We start from the raw sequence: 24,493 nt of genomic DNA, 5'->3' as shown, positions 1-24,493 counted from the left end.
GACCTCAGGCTTGAGGCGGAGCCAGCATTTGCGTGGTCACCAGGGCGGCCAGGGCGTTTTCCTGGGTACCGAAACGCTTGAGCAACAGGGCTTGTTTGTCGGCGCTGAGGCGGTTCCAGACTTCGATCATCTGCAAGGCAGCGTCGAGTACTGCGGCGTCGGGGGTGTCGGGGAGGGTGTCGGTCATGGCGGGGTCTCGGTGATTCAGGCAGTGTGGAAAGCGCTTGAAGTGCGCTTTCCACACGGTCTGGTACGGCGTCAGTCCTGGCGCTTGCTGTCGACTGGTTTTGCTTCTTTGGCCTCAGGCTGTTTATCACTGGCCTGCTGCGGTGTTGGCTGCTCAGTTGGGTGCAGGCTTGGGAAGGGGAGATTAGGTATCTCGTGCATCGTCGTCGCTCCTCGCAAGATCTGTTTTATCAATCGCAGGTGATTCCGCGCTCTCAAAAAGCCTTGGCAGGATACAGCACTGAAAATGACAAAAAGAATTTTATGTGGGTGGATGCACGAATTTTAATTATCGTACGCAAGTGGCATGGGGTCGCAGGCTGGGTAAGGGCCGGCGCAACAGCGAAGCCAGCTCCCACAGAAAAGCACATCTTCAGTGGATACAAATTCGCTTTTCGCTTTAGATCCAACCACTCAGGTCGGCTACCAGGCCGCGGTAAAGAGACACCTCAAAAAGGCACCTTCCCCAAAATCATGTCGCGATACATCACAAAATCCCCCAGCAAACTGTAAAACGGATGTTGAAACGTCGCCGGCCGGTTCTTTTCGAAGAAGAAGTGCCCGATCCAGGCAAAGGTGTACCCGGCGACCGGCAGGGCCAGCAACAACCCCAATGAGCCACGGCCAATGGCATAAGCCAGAATCCCAATCACCAGGGTGGTGCCGATAAAGTGCAGGCGCCGGCAGGTGCTGTCGGCGTGCTCACTCAGGTAATAAGGGTAAAACTCAGCGAAGCTGTTGAATTTTTTGACGTTTTCCACAGTGATCGGCCCTGGGCTGGTGATGCCGCCCAACAGGTGTTCGGCGGGGAGCTTATTTGAGTCTAGAGTGATCAGTGGTAACAGCCAGTGACAATAGATGCCACTTTAGTATCCTTGGCTTCCTGGCTGCCGTTTAAGCCTGCCTTTTTCAAGAAGACGCCATGAGCGAACGAACAACTTCTGCAAGCTGGGCAATGGGTATCGTCAAAGCGTTGGAAATGGACGGCCTGGATTGCCGTGTCCTGTTCAAGCAGTTGGGCCTGGACTACGCCGCCCTCAGTGACCCTGACGCACGTTTTGCGCAAGACTCCATGACCCGGCTGTGGCAGCGCGCCGTCGAGTTGTCAGGCAACCCCGCGATCGGCTTGAACATGGGCAAGGTGGTGCGCCCGGCGTCGTTTCATGTGGCTGGTTACGCCTTGATGTCCAGCAACACCCTGGCCGAAGGTTTTATGCGCCTGGTGCGTTACCAGCGCATCATCGCCGAAAGCGCCGACTTGAGTTTTCGCCTGTTACCTGAAGGCTATGCGCTGATTCTGACGGTGCATGGCGATCACCTGCCGCCTACCCGGCAAAGCGCCGAAGCCTCGTTGGCCAGTGCCCTGGCCTTGTGCGGCTGGCTGACCGGCCGCACCCTGCAGCCGCGCAAGGTGGTGCTGCAAGGCGATCAACCGGCTGACCTTGCGCCCTATAAGCAGGCCTTCCACGCGCCGATGGAGTTCAATGCGCCTTACGATGCGCTGATTTTCGAGCAGGCCGACATGGATGCGCCGCTGCCCACCGCCAATGAAGCCATGGCGTTGCTGCATGATCGATTTGCCGGCGAATACCTGGCACGGTTTTCCGAGAGCCGCGTGACCCACAAGGCGCGCCAGGTGCTGTGCCGCCTGCTGCCCCAGGGCGAGCCCAAGCGTGAAGTGGTGGCGCAAACCCTGCACCTGTCCCAGCGCACGTTGCAGCGGCGTTTGCAGGAGGAGGGCACCAGTTTCCAGACGCTGCTCGACGACACGCGCCGCGAGCTTGCCGAGCAGTACCTGGCGCAGCCGAGCATGACCTTGCTGGAAATCGCCTACCTGTTGGGCTTTGCCGACCCGAGCAATTTCTTCCGCGCGTTCCGCCGCTGGTTCGACGTCACGCCCGGCGAATACCGGGCGCGGTTGCTGCAGGCATCGACGGTCAGTGGCGCCAAAACGCCGGAATGCACAGAACAAACACGGTAATAATCTCCAACCTGCCCAGCAACATGCCCAATGACAAGATCCACTTGGCCGCATCCGGCAGGCTGGCGAAGTTACCGGCCGGGCCGATGGTTTCGCCAAGGCCGGGGCCGACGCCGGACACGGTGCTGGCGGCACCGGTCAGTGCGGTCATCCAGTCCAGCCCCAGCAGCGACAGGGCCAGGGCGATGGCGCAGATGGTGATAGCGAAGAAAAACGAAAAGGTCAGGATCGAGCGCACGATCTCTTCGTCGAGACGGTGGCCGTTGTACTTCTGCTTGATCACCGCGCGTGGATGGATCAACTGATTCAAGTTGGCCTTGAGCAGGATATAGGCGACCTGGAAGCGGAAGATCTTGATCCCGCCCGCCGTCGAGCCCGAACAGCCGCCGATAAAACCCAGGTAGAAGAACAACATCAGCGAGAAGTTGCCCCACAGGCTGTAGTCCCCCAGCGCAAAGCCGGTCGTGGTCACCACCGAGGTCACGTTCAGGGCGACATGGCGCAGGGCATCCAGCCAGTGCAGGTTGGTCGTCCACCAGTACCAGGTGCCGAGTACCAGCCATGTCACGATCAGCAAACCGAGCAAGCCTTGCACTTGCTGATCCTTGATCAGCGCCCGGCGGTTGCCACGCAATGTGGCTACATACAGGGTGAACGGCAAGCTGCCGAGGATCATCACCACCACCGCCACCCAGTGCACCGCGGGTTGTTTCCAGTGGGCCAGGGATTCATCGGAGGTGGAAAACCCGCCGGTGGAAATTGCTGACATCGCGTGGTTGATCGCATCAAACAAGCCCATCCCGGCCCACCAGAACGCCAGGCTGCCCAGGATGGTGATGCCGACATACGCCGCCACGATCAGGCGCGCCACCATGTGCGAGCGCGGCATGACCTTTTCCGAGCGGTCCGAGGATTCGGTCTGGAACAGGCGCATGCCACCAATGCGCAGCAGCGGCAGGATCGCTACCGCCATGCCGATAAAGCCGATGCCGCCCAGCCAGTGCAACAGCGAGCGCCACATCAGGATGCCGGGGGACATGCTGTCCAGCCCGCTCAGTACCGTGGAGCCGGTGGCGGTGATGCCCGACATGCTTTCAAAGAACGAGTCGGTGTAGCTGATGTGCTGGGTCAGCAAAAACGGCAGCGCGGCGAAGATGCACACCACCAGCCAGCTGGTGACGGTCAGCAGGTACATGTCCCGGGGGCGCAGGTGCACGTGTTCAGGGCGGCCAGGAATGACCAGCGCCAGGCCGGCCAGGAAGGTGATCATGCTGGCCCACAGGAACGAGGGCAGGTCGCTGGTGCGTTCGAAGATCACCAGGGTGGCCATCGGGACGACCATGGCGATCGCGAGGGTGATCAGGAAGATGCCGATGATGAAACCGATGATGCGTAGGGTCGGCAACGCCATGAAGAAAGCTCGGGTTTGAGAGAGTGGCGCCATTCTACCTGCGGCGCAGGTCTTGTAAACCGGGGTGTCCGACGCGATGCAGTTCCACTGTGGGAGCTGGGCGGTCGGCAGAACGCACAAAAAAGGCGACCCGAAGGTCGCCTTGTTCAGCGCAGGATCAATCAGAACTCGTGATCAGCGTTGTCCGGGTTCAAGTCGCTGATGCCCAGCTTGCCCGCGGCGGTTTCGATCGCGCCGGTCTGCTTGACCAGTGCGGCAATCGCGTCACGCACGATCTGGTTGCCTTTGTCGTTACCGGCAGCGATCAGTTGGTCGTAGTGCTCACCGGCGTTGGCCTGGTCAACCATGACCTGGATCTTCGCTTCGGTCGACGCCAGGTCGGCCTTGAGCGCCGAGTCGGCGGCTGGATCGGCCTTGGCCACCAGCGACGACAGGCTTGCGCCGGTCATCTTGGTGCCGTCGGTGCGGGTGTACTCGCCCAGGTAGACGTTGCGGATGCCCTTGGCGTCGTAGAAGTGCGAGTTGTGGGTGTTGTCGCTGAAGCAATCCTGTTCGTCTTCCGGCGAGTTGGCTTCCAGGGAAACCTTCATGCGCTCACCGGCCAGCTCGCCCAGGGACAGGCTGCCCATGCCGAACAACATTTTACGCAGGCCGTCGGTAGCAGGTTCTGCCTCCAGGGTGGCGCGGTAGTTGTCGTCGACCTTGGGTTTCCAGTTGCCGACCATTTCTTCCAGGTCGCTGACCAGCAGTTGAGTCACGGCGCGCAGGTAAGTGCGACGGCGCTCGTTGTTGCCACCGGTGGCACCGTCGCCGGTCATGTAGTCGGACGCCGGGCGGTTGCCCGCGCCTGGGCCGGTGCCGTTGAGGTCCTGGCCCCAGAGCAGGAACTCGATGGCGTGGTAGCCGGTGGCGACGTTGGCTTCGGAGCCGCCCAGCTCATTGAGGCTGGCGAGTTTTTCCGGGGTGATTTCCTTGACGTCGACCTTGTCTTCGCCCACCTGGATCTCGGTGTTGGCAATGATGTTGGCATTGGCGCCCGGGTTACCCAGTGCGTGCTCGTAGGATTTGTCTACGTAGTCGATCAGGCCTTCGTCCAGGGGCCAGGCGTTCACCTGGCCTTCCCAGTCGTCAATGATGGTGTTGCCGAAACGGAACACTTCGCTCTGCAGGTACGGCACACGGGCGGCGACCCAGGCGGTACGGGCCGCTTTCAGGGTGTCGTCGTTCGGGTTGGCGAGGAAGGTGTCGATCGCGGTTTGCAGGGTCTTCGCGGTGGATTCGGCGTCGCTGTACACCGCGAACACCATGTCGGCGTAATGCGCGACAACGGCCTTGGCAGCGGCTTCGTCGACCTGGCCGGCAGGCGTGGCAGCCGCTGGAGCGGTAGTGCTGGCGGCCGGGGTCGGCGCTTGAGGCGCGGCGGCCTTGTCTTTACCTTCGCCGCAACCGGCGAGAGAAATGGCAATGGCCAGCAGACTGGCGGTGGCCAGGGGCATACGAATCATGGCGAACATCCTGCTTCGGTTGTTGATAGGGCGCGCGGGGAAGCGCAAAAACTGCGACATAATGCGAAAGATTTGCATTTTGTGTAAAGGTTTATGCGAGGGAAATATTTGGTATCGATTTATCGGTTCAGAGAATCGCCGCGTTGTTGCGCTCGGACTGTTTCAAAAACGCCGCCAGCTCACGGGCCTGCAGCGGTTTGCTGTAATGGTAGCCCTGGCCTTCATGGCAACCTTCGGAAATGATATAGGCCTCCTGCTCGGCGGTTTCCACGCCTTCGGCAATCACCTGCATGCCGAGGCTTTTGCCCAGTTGGATGATGGCGCGCACGATGGTGGCGTCGTCATCATCATCCAGCAGGTCCTGGACGAAGCTCTTGTCGATCTTGATCTTGTCCAGCGGCAGGCTTTTCAGGTAACTGAGGGATGAATAGCCGGTGCCGAAGTCATCAATCGCGATCAAGGCCCCGGAGCGGCGCAGGCTCAGCAGGTGCTGGGCGGCGGTGCTGATGTCTTCCATCAGGCCGGTCTCGGTCACTTCCAGTTCCAGGCTGCGTGGCGGCAGGCGGTAGATCTGCATCAGGTTGTTGACCACCCGTGGCAACTCGGTGTGGTGCAACTGCACGGTGGACAGGTTGACCGCCATGCGCAGCTCGGTGAAGCCCAGGTCATGCCATTCACGCAACTGCCGGCAAGCCTGGTCCAGCACCCATTCGCCAATCGGAATAATGGTGCCGTTCTGCTCCGCCAGCGGGATGAACAAGTCCGGCGGCACCAGGCCGTGTTCCGGGTGCTGCCAGCGAAGCAATGCCTCTACGCCCACCACGCGGTGGTCGAGGTAGCTGATCTGCGGTTGGTAGACCAAGTGGAACTGCTCGCGACTCAGGGCATCGCGCAGGTCTTTTTCCAGTTCCCGACGCCGGCGCATCTCGCTGTCGACACTGGCGATATAGAACTGATAGCGGTTGCGCGAGCGGGTCTTGGCCAGGGTCATGGTCTGTTCGGCTTTTTGCAGCAGCTTTTCGGTGCTGTCGCCGTCTTCCGGGAACAGGGTGATGCCGATGGTGGCGCGCAGGCGAATCTGGTCCTGGTCGAGGGCGAATTCGGCTTCCAGGTCATCAAGGATACTTTGCGCCAGCTCGGCGGCTTCGTAAGGCTGGTCGATATCGGCCTGCACCAGCGCAAACTGGTCGCCGCCCAAGCGGGCGAGGGCGCCGAGGCGGCCGCTGTGGGCGCGCAGGCGGTCGGCCAGGGCCAACAACAATTTGTCGCCGGCCTGGTAGGTGAACTGTTCGTTGACGCTTTTGAAGTCGTCCAGCCCCACGCACAACACCGCCACCCGGCGCTGCCGGCGGCCGGCGTCGGTGAGGATCTTGTCCAATTGCTCCTGCAGCTTCTGACGGTTCGGCAGGCCGGTAAGAAAGTCGTACTGGGCCATGCGCAACAGGCTCGACTCCGCCTCGTGCCGCAAGTGCGTATTGCGTTCGATGGACTCGAGCAACTGGTTGGCGGTGTTGATCCACAGCCCCAGTTCGTTGCGCTCATGGCCCTTGAGCTGGGGGATCTTGTGTTCGCTGGGGCGGTCGGGGTTGATCGAGGTCAAGTGCTCGATAATCCGCGACAACGGCTTGGTCAGCAGCCAGTGATACACCAGGTACAGCACCAGGCCCATGGCCAGGGCGCGCAGCACGCCGGAAATAAAGATGATCACCGAGCTGACAATAAACCCTTTGCCGTAGGTGGCAGTGTCGAGGGTGATGCTCAGGTCGCCGTAATATTCGCTGTAGGGGCCTTTGCCGACCAGTGCGGTGGTGAAGGTGCGTTCCTGGCCAAGTATCGCGTCGGTCAACCAGCGGGTGGGGGACTGCTGCAAGGCGCGGCTTTTTTCCGCCAGCATGGTTTCGTTGGGGTGGCCGATGGAAGCCATGCGCACGGCGTCGTCCTGAAACAGGCCTTCGATGACCTGCATGCCCATCTCGCGGTCCAGGCTGTAGACGGCCTGGGTCGAGGGGTCGCGAAACATGTCGAGGATCCGCTGCGCGTCACCGGCCACGGCCTGGCGCGTCTTGTAGGCATCAAACACGATCTGCGCAACGCTCAGCGCCACGCCCACGATCAATGCCGAGAGCAGCACAACCCGGAGCAACTTCACCGACAAGCTGTTTTTGAGTTCCAGCTTCAAAGGGTTATTCCTTGTTCCATGCGGGTAGCCTCAATATGCCATGAGTATTGGCAATCTGGTGAGGGCAGTCAAAGGAACATTAGGGTATCGGCTGGCGGGAGAACGAACTTGGGGCGGGACGATGGATCCGGGGCGAGTGGCAAGGCGGATTTGCATCCGCCTGCCTGATACAGCGCTGCGGGTGCACAGGCGGCGCCTGTGGCCGACGCTATCAATCTTTAAGCCGCTTTGGAACTGATGTTGGCGCTGATATTGATGTGGTTTGTCGAACTGCTACTGCTGTTGCTGCTACTACTGGACTCCGAGAAGTCCACACGATTTTTGTTGTGCATATGCTGGTGGGCGATTTTGTTTTGTTCGCAACCGTCTTCTTTTTTATTATCGCCACCTTCTTTATTTCCCGATTGCGATTTGGCCATTTGAGTACCCATTTTAGCGAGTTCAGTACCCATTTTTAATGCTTCGCCAACAAGGCTCATGGCTGGACCAGCGAGACCGGCGAGTGCTCCAATGCTCATATGTAAAATCCCCGACAAGTAAGAGAGGCGAATTCCTCACTGACTACGTGGCAAGATTTGCGCACCGAGTTCCAAGGACCTGAGCACAATTTACAACCCACAAAAAAGCCCGGCAGATAGCCAGGCTTTCTCTTGCAGCAAGCAGTACTTATGCAGTAAAGGCCTTGCCTTCAAACTGCTCAGCCACGAACTTCCAGTTGACCAGGTTCCAGAACGCTTCCACATACTTTGGACGCACGTTGCGGTAGTCGATGTAGTAGGCGTGTTCCCAGACATCGCAGGTCAGCAGCGGGGTTTCGCCGCTGGTCAGTGGGTTGCCGGCGCCGATGGTGCTGGCCAGGGCCAGGGAACCGTCAGCTTTTTTCACCAGCCAGCCCCAACCGGAACCGAAGGTGCCGACGGACGTCTTGGTGAACTCTTCCTTGAACTTGTCGAACGAACCGAAGGCTGCATTGATGGCTTCAGCCAGTGCGCCGGTCGGTTGGCCACCGGCGTTTGGCGCCAGGCAGTTCCAGTAGAACGTGTGGTTCCAGACCTGAGCGGCGTTGTTGAAGATGCCGCCCGAAGAAGACTTGACGATTTCTTCCAGGGTCTTGCCTTCGAACTCGGTGCCAGGCACCAGGTTGTTCAGGTTCACGACATAGGTGTTGTGGTGCTTGTCGTGGTGGTATTCCAAGGTTTCCTTGGAAATGTGCGGCTGCAGGGCATCGTGTGCGTAGGGCAGCGGCGGCAATTCGAAAGCCATGATGATTCTCCTAATCAGGTCAGTTGCGGTGAGCGCAAGGCCGATCACGGGCGGCCAAACAAGCGCCGGGGAGTTTGTACTCTTTGCGGCGCAGGGTCCGGATCATAGCACCGGGGGTGCGGCAAAACCACGCAACAACTGTGTGGGATAGAGGTTCCAGAGCGTTTTGGAATATTCATCCGGCACTGATCAATTGGTAGGCCACGCTGAACATCATCACCGCCACCAGAAGGTCGAGCAGGCGCCAGGTCGCCGGGCGCGCCAGCCACGGCGCCAACCATGCCGCGCCGAGTGCCAGGGTGGCGAACCACAGGAATGAAGCGCTGGCAGCACCGGCGACATACGCGCCGGGCTCGGTCTGTTGCGCGCCCAGTGAGCCGATCAGCAGCACGGTATCCAGGTACACATGGGGGTTGAGCAGCGTTACCGCCAAGGCACTGAGCAACACGGCGCGCAATGAGCGCACCTTGAGGTTGGCGCCTTGTTCCAGGCTTTGCCGGGAACACGCCCGACGCAACGCCAAAGTGCCGTACCACAATAGGAACGCCGCGCCGCCCCAGCGGGCAATCGCCAGCAGCAGCGGGTTTTGCGCCAGCACGGTAGCCAGGCCAAACACCCCGAGCGCCACCAGAATTGCATCACACACGATGCACAGCGCCGCCACCGGCAAGTGATGTTCACGGCGCAGGCTTTGCGCCAATACGAACGCGTTCTGGGTGCCGATCGCCATGATCAGGCCGAGCGCTACCAGCAGCCCGTTTACGTAGCTTTGCCACATGGTCATTACTCCGCGTTTGCTGCCAGTTGGCGTAATACTTCCATGGCCCGCTCGGCATCGGCGCGGCCGACGAACAGGTGGTCGTGATAAAACCCGGCAATCACGTTGCAACTGATGCCGGCGCTGCCCAGCGCACTGGCGAACGCCGCCGTCAGGCCTACGGCTTCAAGGGCCGAATGCACATTCAGGGTGATCCAGGCGGCCACATAGTCGAAGGCCAGCCCGGCGTGTTCCGCTTGCTTGCGCTCCAGAATCAGCGTCAAACCTTCCTGTTCACGAAAGCTGCCGAGGATCTCGCAACCTGCCGGGATACGTGAGTCGGGCAGGGTGCAGAACACGTAGTCGCCTTCGTTCAGATGAGGGCTCATGCTGCGCAGCAGGGTTGTCAGCGCGGTTTCGCCAGCCATGTGTGGGTTCCTTTAATAAAGAGAAGCAATGCTGGTCATTCTCCCGGCCCGCGCTGTATAAGAAAAACCAATATTGCTGATCGCTCATTAGAGAAACTGATGTTCGACTATAAATTGCTTTCCGCCCTGGCGGCGGTGGTGGAGCAGGCCGGCTTCGAGCGTGGCGCCCAGGTGCTGGGGCTTTCGCAGTCGGCGATTTCCCAGCGCATCAAGTTACTGGAGGCGCGTATTGGCCAACCGGTGCTGGTGCGGGCCACGCCACCGACACCCACCGACATCGGGCGGCGTTTGCTTAACCATGTGCAACAGGTGCGTTTGCTTGAGCGTGACCTGCAAAGCCAGGTGCCGGCGCTGGACGAGGAGGGCATGCCCGAGCGCCTGCGCATCGCCTTGAACGCCGACAGCCTCGCCACCTGGTGGGCCGAGGCCGTCAGCGACTTTTGCGCCGAGCAGCATTTGTTGCTGGACCTGGTGGTAGAAGACCAGACCGTGGGCCTCAAACGCATGCGCGCCGGTGAAGTGGCGGCCTGTATCTGCGCCAGCGAACGCCCGGTGGCCGGGGCGCGCAGCCTGTTGCTCGGTGCCATGCGCTACCGTGCGTTGGCCAGCCCTGCATTTATAACGCGGCATTTTCCTGAAGGCGTGCGTGCCGATCAGTTGGCACGCACGCCGGCACTGGTGTTTGGCCCGGACGATTTCCTGCAGCACCGCTACCTGGCCTCTCTGGGCGTGGACGGCGGTTTCGAGCACCATTTGTGCCCGTCCTCCGAAGGTTTTATTCGCCTGACCGAAGCCGGGCTGGGCTGGGGCCTGGTGCCGGAATTACAGGTGCGCGACCAGTTGCAAACCGGCGTGTTGGTCGAGTTGTTGCCAGATAAGCCCATCGACGTGCCCTTGTACTGGCATCATTGGCGCAGTGGCGGGCAATTGTTGGGGTTGCTGACCGATCACTTGGCCCAGGCGTGTGGCCAATGGTTGGTGCCGTTGGACTGATGGCGTGCGTCAAGGCAACAGCGATGAAAAACGAAAGAACATGGGGTAACAAATGAAAATTCTGGTCACCGGCGCAAGCGGCTTCATCGGCGGGCGTTTTGCGCGTTTCGCCCTGGAGCAGGGCCTGGACGTGCGGGTCAACGGGCGGCGCGCCGAAGGTGTGGAGCACCTGGTAAGGCGCGGCGCCGAGTTTATCCAGGGTGATCTCAATGATGCCGACCTGGTGCGCGAGTTGTGCCGCGATGTCGAAGCCGTGGTGCATTGCGCCGGGGCCGTCGGGTTGTGGGGCAAGTACCAGGACTTCCATCAGGGCAATGTGCTGGTCACCGAAAACGTCGTCGAGGCCTGCCTTAAAGAGCGTGTCGGGCGCCTGGTGCACTTGTCGTCGCCGTCGATCTACTTTGATGGCCGCGATCACCTGGGGCTGACCGAGGAACAAGTGCCCAAGCGCTTCAAGCATCCGTATGCCGCCACCAAGTACCTGGCGGAACAGAAGGTGTTCGGCGCCCAGGAGTTCGGCCTTGAAGTACTCGCGCTGCGCCCGCGTTTTGTCACCGGGGCCGGCGACATGAGCATCTTCCCGCGCTTGCTTAAAATGCAGCGCAAAAATCGCCTGGCCATTGTCGGCGATGGTTTGAACAAGGTCGATTTCACCAGCGTGCACAACCTCAATGAGGCGCTGCTCAGCAGCTTGCTCGCCACCGGCTCGGCCTTGGGCAAGGCCTACAACATCAGCAATGGCGCGCCGGTGCCCGTGTGGGATGTGGTCAATTACGTGATGCGCCAGATGGACATGCCCCAGGTCACCCGGCACCGGTCTTACGGTTTGTCCTACAGCGTGGCGGCGCTGAACGAGGCATTCTGTGCGATGTGGCCGGGGCGTCCGGAGCCGTCGTTGTCGCGTTTGGGCACGCAGGTGATGAACAAAGATTTCACCCTGGACATCAGCCGCGCCAGGCATTATCTCGACTACGAGCCCAAGGTCAGCCTGTGGACGGCGCTCGATGAGTTCTGCAGTTGGTGGAAAGCTCAGGATCCGGGGCTGAAATAAGCTCACAACCAGCAACACATCGGGAACCGAATTCAGGCTTCCGGGTCGACCAATGCGGCGTGAACGGGGTTTATACTCCGCTCGCTCGGCTATTGCGGTCGCCATTTCACCGATTCAGGGTTGATTCATGCGTAACGATGCCAAAGACGATTTCGACAACGTTCCCAGCCTGCGGGCCGACATCGGGGACGATGATGATTTCGAACCCACTCCCGCCACCTCCGTGCGCTCGCGCACAACCAAGGTGGTCAAGGTCAAGAGCGCCAGCACCGGCCCACTGTGGGCCCTGGTCGGCGCGCTGCTGATCGCCTTCGCCGGGCTTGCCTGGTGGAGTTTCCAGCAGATTTCCCTGATGGGCCAGCAGTTGGTCGCCACCCAGGAAAGCTTTGCGCGCATCAGCGAAGAAGCGGCGGGGCGCCTGCAGGACATTTCCGGCAAGGTAGTGGCCAGCGAAGCCAATGTGAACAACGGCAGCGAAGCCCTCAAGGCGCAGATCAAGCAGTTGGAAACCCAATTGCTGGAGCAAGGCAAGCAGCAAGTGGGCGTGGCCGGGCAGGCGACTGAACTGGACCAACGCCTGGCACAGATGAGCGCCAGCACCACCGAGCTGTCGAGCGCGAATGCCAAACTCCAGGGCCAGGTGCAGGCGCTGACCGAGGCCGTGGCCACGCTCAAGGCGGCGCAGGGTGACATCAAGGACCTGTCCGCTGACGTGGCTGCCCTGAAGAAACAAGGCAACCCGAGCGCAGCCATCGCTCGCCTGGAACAAGACCTGCTAGTGCTTAAAAGCGCGCAGGAAAACCAGCCCGCCAACAGTGATGCGCCAACCAATAAAGAGTTTGACGTGTTCCGCATCCAGACCACGCGCAATATCACCACCTTGCAGAGCCAGGTCCAGAACCTGAACCAAAAGCTCAACGCGCCCGCGCGGGTCACCCCACTGGGCCAATGATCGTTCCCACGCTCTGCGTGGGAATGCCGCCATGGACGCTCCGCGTCCCGCTGTGGCGCAGAGCGCCACAGGCTGCATTACCACGCAGAGCGTGGGAACGATCAATGTCACAGCCTTGTGACATTTCCCCTCCCCTTCGTTACTTGCCCCCATCGCGCCCTTGTTTAGACTTCGGTCATCCCACAAAAACTAAAAAGGGCTACCCATGACCATGCAACCACTGCCTGCCAGCAGTTGGCTGAACGCACCTGCCCATCACGCCTGGCTCGCCAGTGAAGGCCAACGCCTGCTGGCGTTCGCCAAAGCTTCACGTCTGCCGGACGGCTTCGGCAACCTTGACGACCAAGGCCAACTGCCGGCCGACGCCCACGCCGAAACCATGAACACTGCGCGCATGACCCACAGCTTTGCCATGGCCCACGCCATGGGTTTGCCGGGTTATGCCGACCTGATTGCCCATGGTGTTGCCGCCCTCAGTGGCCCCTTGCGCGACAGTGAGCACGGCGGCTGGTTCGCCGCGCCCAACGCCCTGGATGGCAACCGTGGCAAAGCCGCTTACCTGCATACTTTTGTTGCCCTGGCTGCCAGCTCTGCCGTAGTGGCCGGCGCGCCCGGAGCGCAAAACCTGCTTAACGACGCCGTGCATATCATCGACCAGTTCTTCTGGAGCGAAGAGGAGGGCGTGATGCTCGAGTCCTTCGCCCAGGACTGGAGCGGCGTCGAAGCGTATCGTGGTGCCAACAGCAACATGCACGCCACCGAAGCCTTTCTGGCACTGGCCGATGTCACCGGTGAAACACGCTGGCTGGACCGCGCGCTGCGCATTGTCGAGCGCGTTATCCACACTCACGCTGCCGGCAACCAGTTCATGGTGATCGAGCATTTCGACACCCACTGGCAACCCTTGCTCGGCTACAACGAAGACAACCCCGCCGATGGTTTCCGCCCGTATGGCATCACCCCCGGCCACGGTTTCGAATGGGCACGGTTGGTACTGCACCTGGAAGCCGCACGCCTGCACGCCGGGCTGGCCACACCGGACTGGCTGGTGACCGACGCCCGTGGCCTGTTCGCCAGCGCCTGCGAGTACGCCTGGGCCGTGGACGGCGCGCCCGGCATTGTCTACACCCTGGACTGGAACCATCAACCGGTGGTGCGCGAGCGCTTGCACTGGACCCACGCTGAAGCCAGCGCGGCGGCCCAGGCCTTGCTCAAACGCACCGGCGAGCTGCATTACGAAACCTGGTACCGGCGCTTCTGGGAGTTTTGTGAAAGCCACTTTATCGACCGTATCAACGGCAGCTGGCACCACGAACTCAGCCCGCACAACCAGCCCAGCAGCAAGATCTGGGGTGGCAAGCCGGACCTGTACCATGCCTGGCAAGCGGTCGTACTGCCTGTACTGCCCTTGGCACCGAGTATGACCAGTGCGTTGGGCCAAGGGCGTTATGTCACCAAGTGGTGACATTTGTACGTCCCTTTGTTACCTGCGCGCTAAAAATCCATGTTTAAACTCCGTGCAGCGCAAGCTCTAGACTTGCATGCATAACAACAAGAAAAGGTATTCAGATGAACGCGATTAATCGCCTCGCCGTTGCTATTTCCATTGCCTCGTTGTTTCCCCTCAGTGCATTTGCCGCCGACTCGAAAGGGACGGTTGAAGTTGTGCATTGGTGGACCTCCGGCGGTGAAAAAGCAGCAGTGGACGTACTGAAGGCTCAAGTTGAGAAAGATGGCTTCGTCTGGAAAGACGGTGCCGTCGCCGGTGGCGGTGGCGCCACTGCAATGACTGTGCTGAAAAGCCGCGCAGTCGCGGGTAACCCGCCCGGCGTTGCCCAGATCAAAGGCCCGGACATCCAGGAATGGGCGTCTACTGGCTTGCTCGACACCGACGTGCTCAAAGACGTCGCCAAAGAAGAAAAGTGGGACTCGCTGCTCGACAAAAAAGTCTCCGATACCGTGAAGTACGAAGGTAACTACGTTGCCGTACCGGTCAACATTCACCGCGTTAACTGGCTGTGGATCAACCCGGAAGTTTTCAAGAAAGCCGGTATCACCAAAAACCCGACCACCCTCGAAGAATTCTACGCAGCCGGCGACAAGCTAAAAGCCGCAGGCTTCATCCCGCTCGCCCACGGTGGCCAGCCTTGGCAGGACAGCACCGTATTCGAAGCGGTCGTTCTGTCGGTGATGGGGGCTGATGGCTACAAGAAAGCCCTGGTTGACCTGGATAACGACGCGCTGACCGGCCCGCAAATGGTCAAGGCCCTGACTGAGCTGAAAAAGGTCGCGACCTATATGGACGTCGACGGCAAAGGCCAGGACTGGAATCTGGAAGCCGGCAAAGTCATCAACGGCAAGGCCGGCATGCAGATCATGGGTGACTGGGCCAAGTCCGAGTGGACTGCCGCCAAGAAAGTCGCCGGCAAAGACTACGAGTGCGTAGCTTTCCCGGGCACCGACAAAGCCTTTACCTACAACATCGACTCCCTGGCGGTGTTCAAGGTTAAAGACAAAGGCACCCAGGAAGGTCAGAAGGACATCGCCAAAGTCGTGTTGGGTGAAAACTTCCAGAAAGTCTTCAGCATCAACAAAGGCTCGATCCCGGTTCGTACCGACATGCTCAATGAAATGGACAAGCTCGGTTTCGACTCCTGCGCTCAGACCGCTGCCAAAGACTTCCTGGCGGACGCCAAATCCGGTGGCCTGCAGCCAAGTATGGCCCACAACATGGCCACTACCCTGGCGGTACAAGGCGCGTTCTTTGATGTCGTGACCAACTACATCAACGACCCGAAAGCCGACCCGGCCGACACCGCCAAGAAACTCGGCGCTGCGATCAAGTCTGCCAAGTAACGGTTAGCACGGCTGGTCCTTGTGAGGGGAAACCCCCTGACCCCTCACAAGGCTTGCTTCTGTAGTCTTTTTTCCCTGTACTGGATTTTCCCATGAGTTCTGTTGCTGTGTTCAGCAAGGCCTCGCCGTTCGATGCGCTGCAGCGCTGGCTACCTAAACTGGTGCTGGCACCGAGCATGTTCATCGTACTGGTGGGCTTCTACGGCTACATCCTGTGGACATTCGTGCTGTCGTTCACCACGTCCACGTTCCTGCCCAGCTACAAATGGGCCGGTCTTGCGCAATACGCGCGGTTGTTCGACAACGACCGTTGGTGGGTGGCGAGCAAGAATCTGGCGCTGTTCGGCGGGATGTTTATCGGCATCACTTTGGTGATCGGCGTGACGCTGGCGATTTTCCTCGACCAGAAGATCCGCCGCGAAGGTTTTATCCGCACCATTTACCTGTACCCGATGGCGCTCTCGATGATCGTGACCGGTACGGCGTGGAAATGGCTGCTCAACCCGGGCATGGGCCTGGACAAACTTCTGCGTGACTGGGGCTGGGAAGGCTTCCGTCTCGACTGGCTGATCGACCCCGACCGCGTGGTGTACTGCCTGGTGATTGCCGCTGTGTGGCAAGCCTCGGGCTTCATCATGGCGATGTTCCTGGCCGGCCTGCGTGGCGTTGATCAGTCGATCGTGCGCGCCGCCCAGATCGACGGTGCCAGCCTGCCGCGTATCTACTGGAGCGTGGTGCTGCCTAGCCTGCGCCCGGTGTTCTTCAGTGCGGTGATGATCCTCGCGCACATCGCGATCAAGAGCTTCGACCTGGTAGCGGCCATGACTGCCGGCGGCCCGGGCTACTCGTCCGATTTGCCGGCAATGTTCATGTACTCGTTCACCTTCAGCCGTGGCCAGATGGGTATGGGCTCGGCCAGTGCAATCCTGATGCTCGGCGCGATCCTCGCGATCATCGTGCCTTACCTGTATTCCGAGCTGAGGACCAAGCGCAATGACTAGTCTCGCCTCCAAACCTGCCATCAGCCTGAGTCGCATCGCGATCTACGCGGTGCTGATCCTCGCCGTGCTGCTGTACCTGGTGCCGCTGGTGGTGATGCTGCTGACCAGCTTCAAAACCCCGGAAGACATCAGCACCGGCAACCTGCTGAGCTGGCCGACCGTGGTCACCGGCATCGGCTGGGTCAAGGCCTGGGCCACGGTTGACGGTTACTTCTGGAACTCGATCAAGATCACCGTTCCGGCGGTACTGATCTCCACCGCCATCGGCGCGCTGAACGGCTATGTGCTGTCGTTCTGGCGCTTCAAAGGCTCGCAGCTGTTCTTCGGCCTGCTGTTGTTCGGCTGCTTCCTGCCGTTCCAGACCGTGCTGCTGCCGGCATCGTTCACCCTCGGCAAGATGGGCCTGGCCAGTACCACCACGGGCCTGGTGTTTGTGCACGTGGTCTACGGGTTGGCGTTTACTACACTGTTTTTCCGTAACTACTACGTGAGCATTCCTGACGCGCTGATCAAGGCGGCACGGCTGGACGGTGCAGGTTTCTTCACCATCTTCCGTCAGATCATTCTGCCGATGTCGACGCCGATCATCATGGTCTGCCTGATCTGGCAGTTCACCCAGATCTGGAACGACTTCCTGTTCGGTGTGGTGTTCTCCAGCGGCGACTCGCAGCCCATCACGGTGGCGCTGAACAACCTGGTCAACACCAGCACCGGGGCCAAGGAATATAACGTGGATATGGCGGCGGCGATGATCGCCGGGCTGCCGACCCTGCTGGTCTATGTGATCGCAGGCAAGTATTTCGTGCGCGGCCTCACGGCCGGCGCGGTCAAGGGGTAATCATGGCTACGCTTGAACTTCGCAATGTAAACAAGACCTATGGCGCCGGCCTGCCCGACACCTTGAAGAACATCGAACTGTCGATCAAAGAGGGCGAGTTCCTGATTCTGGTCGGCCCTTCGGGTTGCGGTAAATCGACCTTGATGAACTGCATCGCCGGCCTTGAGACCATCACCGGCGGCGCCATCATGATCGGCGACCAGGACGTCAGCGGCATGAGCCCCAAGGACCGTGACATCGCCATGGTGTTCCAGTCCTACGCGCTGTACCCGACCATGAGCGTGCGTGAGAACATCGAGTTCGGCCTCAAGATCCGCAAGATGCCCCAGGCCGATATCGATGCCGAAGTGGCGCGGGTGGCCAAGCTGCTGCAGATCGAGCACTTGCTTAACCGCAAGCCGGGCCAGCTTTCCGGTGGCCAGCAACAGCGTGTGGCCATGGGCCGCGCCCTGGCACGGCGGCCGAAGATCTACCTGTTCGACGAACCGCTGTCCAACCTCGACGCCAAACTGCGCGTCGAGATGCGCACCGAAATGAAACTGATGCACCAGCGTCTGAAAACCACCACGGTGTACGTCACCCACGACCAGATCGAAGCGATGACCCTGGGCGACAAAGTGGCGGTCATGAAGGATGGCATCATTCAGCAGTTCGGCACGCCCAAAGACATCTACACCAACCCGGCCAACCAGTTCGTGGCGAGCTTTATCGGCTCGCCGCCGATGAACTTCGTCCCACTGCGCCTGCAGCGCAAGGACGGTCGTCTGGTGGCGCTGCTCGACAGTGGCCAGGCGCGTTGCGAGTTGGCACTTAACGTCAGCGATGCCGGCCTGGAAGACCGCGATGTGATCCTGGGCCTGCGCCCGGAGCAGATCATGTTGGCGACCAGCGACAGCGACAGTGCTTCGAGCATTCGCGCCGAAGTCCAGGTTACCGAGCCAACCGGCCCGGACACCCTGGTGTTCGTGCAGCTTAACGACACCAAAGTCTGCTGCCGCCTGGCGCCCGATGTGGCACCGCAGGTGGGCGAGACGCTGACCCTGCAATTCGACCCGTCCAAGGTCTTGCTGTTCGACGCCAAAACCGGCGAACGCCTGGGCACTGCTGCCTCATTGCCTGCACACGGGCATGCCGACAATGTGGCCCAATTCAAAGGCCGCTGAAGCAGATAAGTTATTGTTTTAGATAAAAATGTAACCCGCGTTAGATAAAAACAGTTTAATAACAATAAAGACGAGGATGTAGGGATGAAAAAGCAACACAACAACACTCGGCTGATCTGCCAACTGTCAGCAGCAGCAGCCCTGGTATTGTCCGCCAATGCGATGGCGGCCGATGCATTCAGCGCCGATTCCAAGTGGATGACCGGCGATTGGGGTGGCGAGCGTACCAAGCTGATCGAGCAAGGTATCGACATCAAGGCTGACTACGTAGGGGAAGTCGGTGGCAACCTGCACGGTGGCTACAACAACGACAAAACTGCTCGTTACGCTGACCAGTTTGGTCTGGGCGTAGCGCTGGATCTGCAAAAGCTGTGGGGCTGGGATAACACCCAGGCCAAGATCCAGTTGACCAATCGTAATGGTGCGAACATCTCCAATGACCGTATTGGTGACCCGCGTGCCGGCACCTTGAGTTCGTCTCAAGAAGTCGATGGCCGTGGCCACATGGTGCGTCTGACCCAGTTCTGGATCCAGCACCAGATGTTCGACAACAAGTTGGACGTGAAACTCGGTTACTTCGGCGAAGGCGAAGACTTCAACACCTTCCCGTGCGATTTCCAGAACCTGTCGTTCTGCGGCTCGCAAGTCGGTAACTACGTCAACACCTGGTACAACTGGCCGGTCAGCCAGGCGGCGATCCGCGTGAAGTACAACATCACGCCTGAGCTGTATGCGCAAATCGGTGCATACAACCAGAACCCGTCGCAGCTGGAACACGGCAACGGCTTCAAACTCAGCGGCAGCGGCACCAAGGGCACCGTATTGCCGGTGGAATTGGTTTGGTCGCCGAAGGTCAATGGCCTGCCAGGCGAATACCGTGTGGGTTACTACAAGAGCACCGCCGACGCTACCGACGTACGTGAAGACGTCAACGGTAACGATGCTGGCACCACCGGCGCAGCCTTCCGCGTTCGCAGCAGCAAAAGCGGTTACTGGGGCGTTCTGCAACAGCAACTCACCACTCACAATGGCGATGCTTCGCGCGGCTTGAACATCGCGGCCAACGTGACCTTCCACGACAAAGACACCAACCTGGTCGACAACTACCAGTCGTTGATGCTTGTGTATAAAGGGCCATTTGACGCACGTGCCAAAGATGACGTGGGTATCGGTGTTTCGCGTATCCATGCCAACAGCGACGTGAAGAAAACCGCTGAACTGCTCAATGCTTCAGGCGGTTTTACCGATTACGACCAGGCGGGTTTCGCCCCGCTGCGTAACACCGAGTACAACGTCGAACTCAACTACGGTTTCCACGTCACCAACTGGCTGACCGTACGCCCGAACCTGCAATACGTCAAAAACCCGGGCGGTGTAAAAGAAGTCGACAACGCGCTGGTAGCGGGCCTGAAAATTCAGTCTACGTTCTAACGTTGTTGCGATAAGCTCCTTCTCTCTGTGCGCATTTTGCGGGTAGCCATGGCTACCCGCTTTTTTTGGGCAGCACTGCACAACCTTTGTGGGAGCTGGCTTGCCTGCGATCGCAGCGCCTCGGTCGTTCAGACAAACCGAGTCGCCCGCATCGCAGGCAAGCCAGCTCCCACAAGGGGAACCAAGGTTTGAGCGACATTGAATTCCAGGACCGTGGCACATGCATGAGCATCCGCTGCAACGCTTTTTCAAATCCCTGCGTGAACAACCGGTGTTCGCCTGGGAGCGCTTTCAGATGCGCGACGTGTTGGTGATCGACCATCCGCTGTGCCAGGCGGTGTTCAGTCGCCAGGGCGCGCAGTTGCTGCACTTTCAGCCCACCGGCCAGAAACCCTGGCTGTGGTGCGCGGCCAAGTGGCCCCAGGTCGGCGCCATCCGTGGCGGCGTGCCGGTGTGCTGGCCGTGGTATGGGCGCCATCCGAGCGAGAACGCGTGGCCGTCCCATGGCTGGGCGCGGCTGATCGACTGGAAACTGCTCGACAGCAGCACCGACGACGACGGCGTGCGCCTGCACTGGCAATTGCAGCTGTGCGACTGGCAGGTCGACCTGCACGCGCACCTGGGCGAAACCCTTGAGTTGCGCCTGAGCACCGAGCACCAGGACGAGTTGCCATGCCAGTTGAGCCATGCGTTGCACGCTTACTGGCGTATTGGTCACGTCGACGAGATAGCGCTGTCTGGGCTTGATGGCGCGCAAGGTTATGACCAGCTCAGCCGTCAGGTTTGCCAGCAGGAAGGCGAGCTGCGGGTAGACGGCGGCTGCCAGCGGGTGTTCCAGCATGAGGGCGAATTACAGCTCAAGGACCACGCCTGGCAACGCGAGCTGTGCATCGACACCGGCGACAGTGCTGACACGGTGGTGTGGCATCCAGGCAGCCGGCCGTTGTTGGGCGTGAGCTTTAACGAGGCGTCGGGGTTTGTGTGTGTGGAGTCGGCGATGGCGGCAGCCAGTCTGGCGCCGGGGGAGCGGGCGCATTTGAGCTTGCAGGCGCGGGCCGGGGTTTAGTGGTGGAGCTTATGGCGCTATCGCAGGCAAGCCAGCTCCCACAGGGGAAATGCATTCCAAATGGGCAGCTCGGCTCACTGTGGGCGCTGGCGTGCCTGCGATAGGGTCGGTACTGCTGGTGGAGACTGCTGCTAGTTAAACTCATCCCCCACCGGATACCGGCTGTCATTCAAGCTCTCTTTGATCTTGCGCAGATGCGGCTGGAAGTCCACGCCACGGCGCAGGGTCATGCCGGTGGCCAGCACGTCCAGCACCGTTAGCTGAATGATCCGCGACGTCATCGGCATGTAGATGTCGGTGTCTTCCGGCAGCGGGATGTTCAAGCTCACGGTACTGGCCTTGGCCAACGGCGAATTCTCGGCAGTTACGCCCAGCACTGACGCGCCGTTTTCCCGGGCGATACGCGCCACTTCCACCAGCTCGCGGGTGCGCCCGGTGTAGGAAATGATCACAAACAGCTCGCCCGTATGCGCCACAGACGCGATCATGCGTTGCATCAGCACGTCGGCATGGGCAGTCACGGCCAGGTTGAAGCGGAAGAACTTGTGCAGCGCATCCATGGCCACCGGTGCCGAAGCGCCGAGGCCGAAGAAGTGGATCTGGCGCGCCTGGATCAACAAATCCACGGCCTTGCTGATCAGCGCCGGGTCGAGGGCCTGGCACGCACTGTCCAGGGAGGCAATGGCGCTGCCAAAGATCTTTTGGGTGTAGGCCTCAGGGTTATCATCGGCTTCCACGGCGCGGCTGACATACGCCGCACCACTGGCCAAACTTTGCGCCAGTTGCAATTTAAGTTCAGGGTAACCGCTGACGCCGAACGAACGGCAGAAACGGTTGACCGTCGGTTCACTGACCGAGGCGGCTTGGGCGAGGGCGGCGATCGAGAAGCGGGTTGCCTGCTGTGGGTTTTGCAGGATGACCTCGGCGACTTTTTTCTCGGCCTTGTTCAATTCTTCGAGGCGGTTCCGGATCTGTTCCAGAAGATTTCGCACGCGGTCCATTCAGTCTTTCCTTCGGGCGACGATGCAAATAAAGGGCGGTAACCAATCGACGAGTGGCCCTTTGCGGTGGCCTATCCTACTGAGGGTAGCTGAACACCACCACTCGGAATGCGTATTTCGGGAAAATGTTGTGGTTATTACTACATTTTTCCTTGAGTGATGCCTTGAAAAAAGGTATTTGTAGCTTAACTTGATAAAAGAACAAACATCATGCCTTCGATAACCGTAGAACCCTGCACCTTTGCCCTGTTTGGCGCCTTGGGTGATCTGGCGCTGCGCAAGTTATTTCCTGCCCTCTACCAACTCGATGGCGCCGGGCTGCTGCACGACGATACGCGCATCCTGGGCCTGGCCCGTGAAGCCGGTTCCGAGCAGGAGCACCTGGCCCATATCGAAAAAGAACTGCGTAAATACGTCGGCAAGGAACTCGATGAGGCGGTGGCCGCGCGCTTCCTGGCGCGTCTGGCCTATGTGCACGTCGACTTCATGAACGCCGCCGATTATGTCGCCCTGGCCGAAAAGGTCGGGGCCGAACAACGCCTGATCGCCTACTTCGCCACCCCGGCGGCGGTGTATGGCGCGATCTGCGAGAACCTCGCCAGGGTCGGCCTGGCAGACAACACCCGCGTGGTGCTGGAAAAACCCATCGGCTCGGACCTGGAGTCCTCGCGCAAGGTCAACGACGCCGTGGCGCAGTTTTTCCCGGAAAACCGCACCTATCGCATCGACCACTACCTGGGCAAAGAGACCGTCCAGAACCTGATCGCGCTGCGTTTCGCCAACAGCCTGTTCGAAACCCAGTGGAACCAGCATTACATTTCCCACGTGGAAATCACCGTGGCCGAGCAGGTCGGTATCGAAGGCCGTTGGGGTTACTTCGACAAGGCCGGCCAACTGCGCGACATGATCCAGAACCACCTGCTCCAACTGCTGTGCCTGATCGCCATGGACCCACCGGCCGACCTGTCCGCCGACAGCATCCGTGACGAGAAGGTCAAGGTGCTCAAGGCGCTGGCGCCGATCAGCCCGGAAGGCCTGACGACCCAGGTAGTACGCGGCCAGTACATCGCCGGCTACAGCGCCGGCAAGCCGGTGCCGGGCTACCTGGAAGAAGAAAATTCCAACACCCAGAGCGACACCGAGACGTTTGTCGCCCTGCGTGCCGATATCCGCAACTGGCGTTGGGCCGGCGTGCCGTTTTACCTGCGCACCGGTAAACGCATGCCGCAAAAGCTGTCGCAGATCGTCATCCACTTCAAGGAACCGTCCCACTACATCTTCGCCCCCGAGCAGCGCCTGCAGATCAGCAACAAACTGATCATCCGCCTGCAGCCGGACGAAGGTATTTCCTTGCGTGTGATGACCAAAGAGCAAGGCCTGGACAAGGGCATGCAACTGCGCAGCGGCCCGCTGCAACTGAATTTTTCCGACACCTATCGCAGCGCGCGGATTCCCGATGCCTACGAGCGGTTGTTGCTGGAAGTAATGCGCGGCAATCAGAACCTGTTTGTTCGCAAAGATGAAATCGAAGCCGCGTGGAAGTGGTGTGACCAGTTGATCGCCGGGTGGAAAAAATCCGGTGATGCGCCCAAGCCGTATGCGGCGGGGTCCTGGGGGCCGATGAGCTCGATTGCACTGATCACGCGGGATGGGAGGTCGTGGTATGGCGATATCTGAATTGAAACTGCCTCAGGGCGTGACAGCCCATGAGTACCGCACGCCGGTGTTGCTGGCCGATGGCCTGGCCAATGACGTGGCCGAGCAACTGCGCGCGGCCATCAGTGCCCGTGGCGAAGCGACCCTGGTAGTGTCCGGTGGCCGCAGCCCCGTGGCGTTTTTCCAGAACCTGGCCAAACAAGGCCTGGACTGGTCCAAGGTCACCATCACCCTGGCCGACGAGCGCTGGGTACCGGTGGAACACGCCGACAGCAATGCCGGCCTGTTGAAGAAGTATTTGCTCCAGGGCCCGGCGGCCAAGGCCAGGTTCCTCAGCCTGTACAACGTTGCCGCAAACCTTGAAGACGCCGCCGAACTGGCCGATCGCCAGTTGGCAGAGCTGCCTGCTATTGATGTGCTGGTGCTCGGCATGGGCGATGACGGCCACACCGCATCGCTGTTCCCCAACAGCCCCAACCTGGGCGAGGCGCTCAAGCCCGACGGCACGCGCCGTTGCTGGCCGATGCTGGCGCCGACCGTGCCGCACCAGCGCCTGACCATGAGTCGCGCGCTGCTGGCCACGGCCCATTACACGGTACTGTCGATTTCCGGCAGTTCGAAATTGACCACCTTGAGCGCCGCGCTGGCCAGTGATGACGTTGCTGCCATGCCGATTCGCGCGTTTTTGCAACCTACTTTAGAGATTTACTGGTGCCCATGAGCCAAGGATCAGCCG

The 24,493-nt window shown here is 60.2% G+C and carries 23 protein-coding genes; 13 read left to right on the top strand and 10 right to left on the bottom strand.

Annotation, left to right across the window (positions count from 1 at the left end; translation table 11 throughout):
- Nucleotides 1-4 precede the first annotated feature (4 nt).
- Together BLV67_RS22210 and BLV67_RS22205 are read right to left on the bottom strand one after the other, a co-directional pair.
- Nucleotides 5-187, bottom strand: coding sequence for a hypothetical protein (locus BLV67_RS22210; RefSeq protein WP_017139170.1), 183 nt, complete (start codon nt 185-187; stop codon nt 5-7).
- 487 nt (nt 188-674) lie between these two features.
- Nucleotides 675-986, bottom strand: a complete 312-nt coding sequence (locus BLV67_RS22205; protein ID WP_058421416.1) for an Mpo1-like protein — start codon at nt 984-986, stop codon at nt 675-677.
- Nucleotides 987-1,147: 161 nt separating this feature from the next.
- Here BLV67_RS22205 and BLV67_RS22200 point away from each other — a divergent pair, with 161 nt between their 5' ends.
- Nucleotides 1,148-2,206: an AraC family transcriptional regulator gene (locus BLV67_RS22200; protein ID WP_065930470.1), complete on the top strand. Its 1,059-nt coding sequence runs from the start codon at nt 1,148-1,150 to the stop codon at nt 2,204-2,206.
- Here the strand turns inward: BLV67_RS22200 and BLV67_RS22195 are convergent.
- The 7 genes from BLV67_RS22195 to BLV67_RS22165 all read right to left on the bottom strand — a co-directional run bounded on the left by BLV67_RS22195 (nt 2,163) and on the right by BLV67_RS22165 (nt 9,749).
- A complete protein-coding gene (locus BLV67_RS22195) occupies nt 2,163-3,617 on the bottom strand; it encodes a TrkH family potassium uptake protein (RefSeq protein WP_065930471.1) in 1,455 nt (484 codons plus the stop codon). The genes BLV67_RS22200 and BLV67_RS22195 overlap by 44 nt on opposite strands.
- Nucleotides 3,618-3,778: 161 nt before the next feature.
- Nucleotides 3,779-5,122, bottom strand: a complete 1,344-nt coding sequence (locus BLV67_RS22190) for an imelysin family protein (protein ID WP_058421418.1) — start codon at nt 5,120-5,122, stop codon at nt 3,779-3,781.
- Nucleotides 5,123-5,249: 127 nt separating this feature from the next.
- Nucleotides 5,250-7,301 carry a putative bifunctional diguanylate cyclase/phosphodiesterase gene (locus tag BLV67_RS22185; protein WP_065930472.1) on the bottom strand — a complete coding sequence of 684 codons (2,052 nt, stop codon included), beginning with the start codon at nt 7,299-7,301 and terminating at the stop codon, nt 5,250-5,252.
- 218 nt (nt 7,302-7,519) lie between these two features.
- The gene (locus BLV67_RS22180; RefSeq protein ID WP_141722758.1) at nt 7,520-7,819 is read right to left on the bottom strand and encodes a hypothetical protein; all 300 of its coding nucleotides are present in this window, start codon (nt 7,817-7,819) and stop codon (nt 7,520-7,522) included.
- Between the two features lie 148 nt (nt 7,820-7,967).
- The gene (locus BLV67_RS22175; RefSeq protein ID WP_069788136.1) at nt 7,968-8,564 is read right to left on the bottom strand and encodes a superoxide dismutase; all 597 of its coding nucleotides are present in this window, start codon (nt 8,562-8,564) and stop codon (nt 7,968-7,970) included.
- A 175-nt stretch (nt 8,565-8,739) separates the two neighbouring features.
- Nucleotides 8,740-9,342, bottom strand: coding sequence for a LysE/ArgO family amino acid transporter (locus BLV67_RS22170; RefSeq protein WP_056858652.1), 603 nt, complete (start codon nt 9,340-9,342; stop codon nt 8,740-8,742).
- Between the two features lie 5 nt (nt 9,343-9,347).
- Nucleotides 9,348-9,749 carry an ACT domain-containing protein gene (locus tag BLV67_RS22165; protein WP_065930474.1) on the bottom strand — a complete coding sequence of 134 codons (402 nt, stop codon included), beginning with the start codon at nt 9,747-9,749 and terminating at the stop codon, nt 9,348-9,350.
- A 99-nt stretch (nt 9,750-9,848) separates the two neighbouring features.
- On the opposite strand from BLV67_RS22165, the gene BLV67_RS22160 reads away from it, so the two are divergent.
- The 10 genes from BLV67_RS22160 to BLV67_RS22115 all read left to right on the top strand — a co-directional run bounded on the left by BLV67_RS22160 (nt 9,849) and on the right by BLV67_RS22115 (nt 21,100).
- Nucleotides 9,849-10,742: a LysR family transcriptional regulator ArgP gene (locus BLV67_RS22160; RefSeq protein WP_065930475.1), complete on the top strand. Its 894-nt coding sequence runs from the start codon at nt 9,849-9,851 to the stop codon at nt 10,740-10,742.
- A 52-nt stretch (nt 10,743-10,794) separates the two neighbouring features.
- Complete coding sequence (locus tag BLV67_RS22155; protein ID WP_065930476.1) at nt 10,795-11,793, top strand: NAD-dependent epimerase/dehydratase family protein; 999 nt, start codon at nt 10,795-10,797, stop codon at nt 11,791-11,793.
- 127 nt (nt 11,794-11,920) lie between these two features.
- Nucleotides 11,921-12,745, top strand: coding sequence for an ATPase (locus BLV67_RS22150; RefSeq protein ID WP_069788135.1), 825 nt, complete (start codon nt 11,921-11,923; stop codon nt 12,743-12,745).
- A gap of 205 nt (nt 12,746-12,950) precedes the next feature.
- Nucleotides 12,951-14,210 carry a D-mannose isomerase gene (locus tag BLV67_RS22145; RefSeq protein WP_069788134.1) on the top strand — a complete coding sequence of 420 codons (1,260 nt, stop codon included), beginning with the start codon at nt 12,951-12,953 and terminating at the stop codon, nt 14,208-14,210.
- Nucleotides 14,211-14,314: 104 nt separating this feature from the next.
- Nucleotides 14,315-15,601, top strand: a complete 1,287-nt coding sequence (locus BLV67_RS22140; protein WP_056858626.1) for an ABC transporter substrate-binding protein — start codon at nt 14,315-14,317, stop codon at nt 15,599-15,601.
- A 92-nt stretch (nt 15,602-15,693) separates the two neighbouring features.
- A complete protein-coding gene (locus tag BLV67_RS22135; RefSeq protein ID WP_017139183.1) occupies nt 15,694-16,602 on the top strand; it encodes a carbohydrate ABC transporter permease in 909 nt (302 codons plus the stop codon).
- On the top strand, nt 16,595-17,440 hold the full coding sequence (locus BLV67_RS22130) for a carbohydrate ABC transporter permease (protein ID WP_058421424.1): 846 nt from the start codon (nt 16,595-16,597) through the stop codon (nt 17,438-17,440). The genes BLV67_RS22135 and BLV67_RS22130 overlap by 8 nt, the downstream gene beginning before the upstream one ends.
- Nucleotides 17,441-17,442: 2 nt before the next feature.
- The gene (locus BLV67_RS22125; RefSeq protein ID WP_065930479.1) at nt 17,443-18,603 is read left to right on the top strand and encodes an ABC transporter ATP-binding protein; all 1,161 of its coding nucleotides are present in this window, start codon (nt 17,443-17,445) and stop codon (nt 18,601-18,603) included.
- An 84-nt stretch (nt 18,604-18,687) separates the two neighbouring features.
- Complete coding sequence (locus BLV67_RS22120) at nt 18,688-20,034, top strand: carbohydrate porin (protein ID WP_065930480.1); 1,347 nt, start codon at nt 18,688-18,690, stop codon at nt 20,032-20,034.
- A gap of 220 nt (nt 20,035-20,254) precedes the next feature.
- Nucleotides 20,255-21,100, top strand: coding sequence for a D-hexose-6-phosphate mutarotase (locus BLV67_RS22115; protein ID WP_017139187.1), 846 nt, complete (start codon nt 20,255-20,257; stop codon nt 21,098-21,100).
- Nucleotides 21,101-21,231: 131 nt separating this feature from the next.
- On the opposite strand, the gene BLV67_RS22110 is transcribed toward BLV67_RS22115, so the two are convergent.
- A complete protein-coding gene (locus BLV67_RS22110) occupies nt 21,232-22,092 on the bottom strand; it encodes a MurR/RpiR family transcriptional regulator (RefSeq protein ID WP_169985276.1) in 861 nt (286 codons plus the stop codon).
- A gap of 219 nt (nt 22,093-22,311) precedes the next feature.
- Here BLV67_RS22110 and zwf point away from each other — a divergent pair, with 219 nt between their 5' ends.
- Both zwf and pgl read left to right on the top strand, forming a co-directional pair.
- Nucleotides 22,312-23,778, top strand: coding sequence for a glucose-6-phosphate dehydrogenase (gene zwf, locus BLV67_RS22105; RefSeq protein WP_065930482.1), 1,467 nt, complete (start codon nt 22,312-22,314; stop codon nt 23,776-23,778).
- Entirely contained in the window at nt 23,765-24,478 is a 714-nt protein-coding gene (pgl, locus tag BLV67_RS22100; protein ID WP_065930483.1) for a 6-phosphogluconolactonase, read from the top strand. The genes zwf and pgl overlap by 14 nt, the downstream gene beginning before the upstream one ends.
- The last annotated feature ends 15 nt before the right edge of the window (nt 24,479-24,493 follow it).

The organism is Pseudomonas salomonii, assembly GCF_900107155.1.
Classification (GTDB): Bacteria; Pseudomonadota; Gammaproteobacteria; order Pseudomonadales; family Pseudomonadaceae; genus Aquipseudomonas; species Aquipseudomonas salomonii.
The sequence above is the reverse complement of the archived record's forward strand: the minus strand, read 5'-3'. Positions and strand labels throughout refer to the sequence as shown.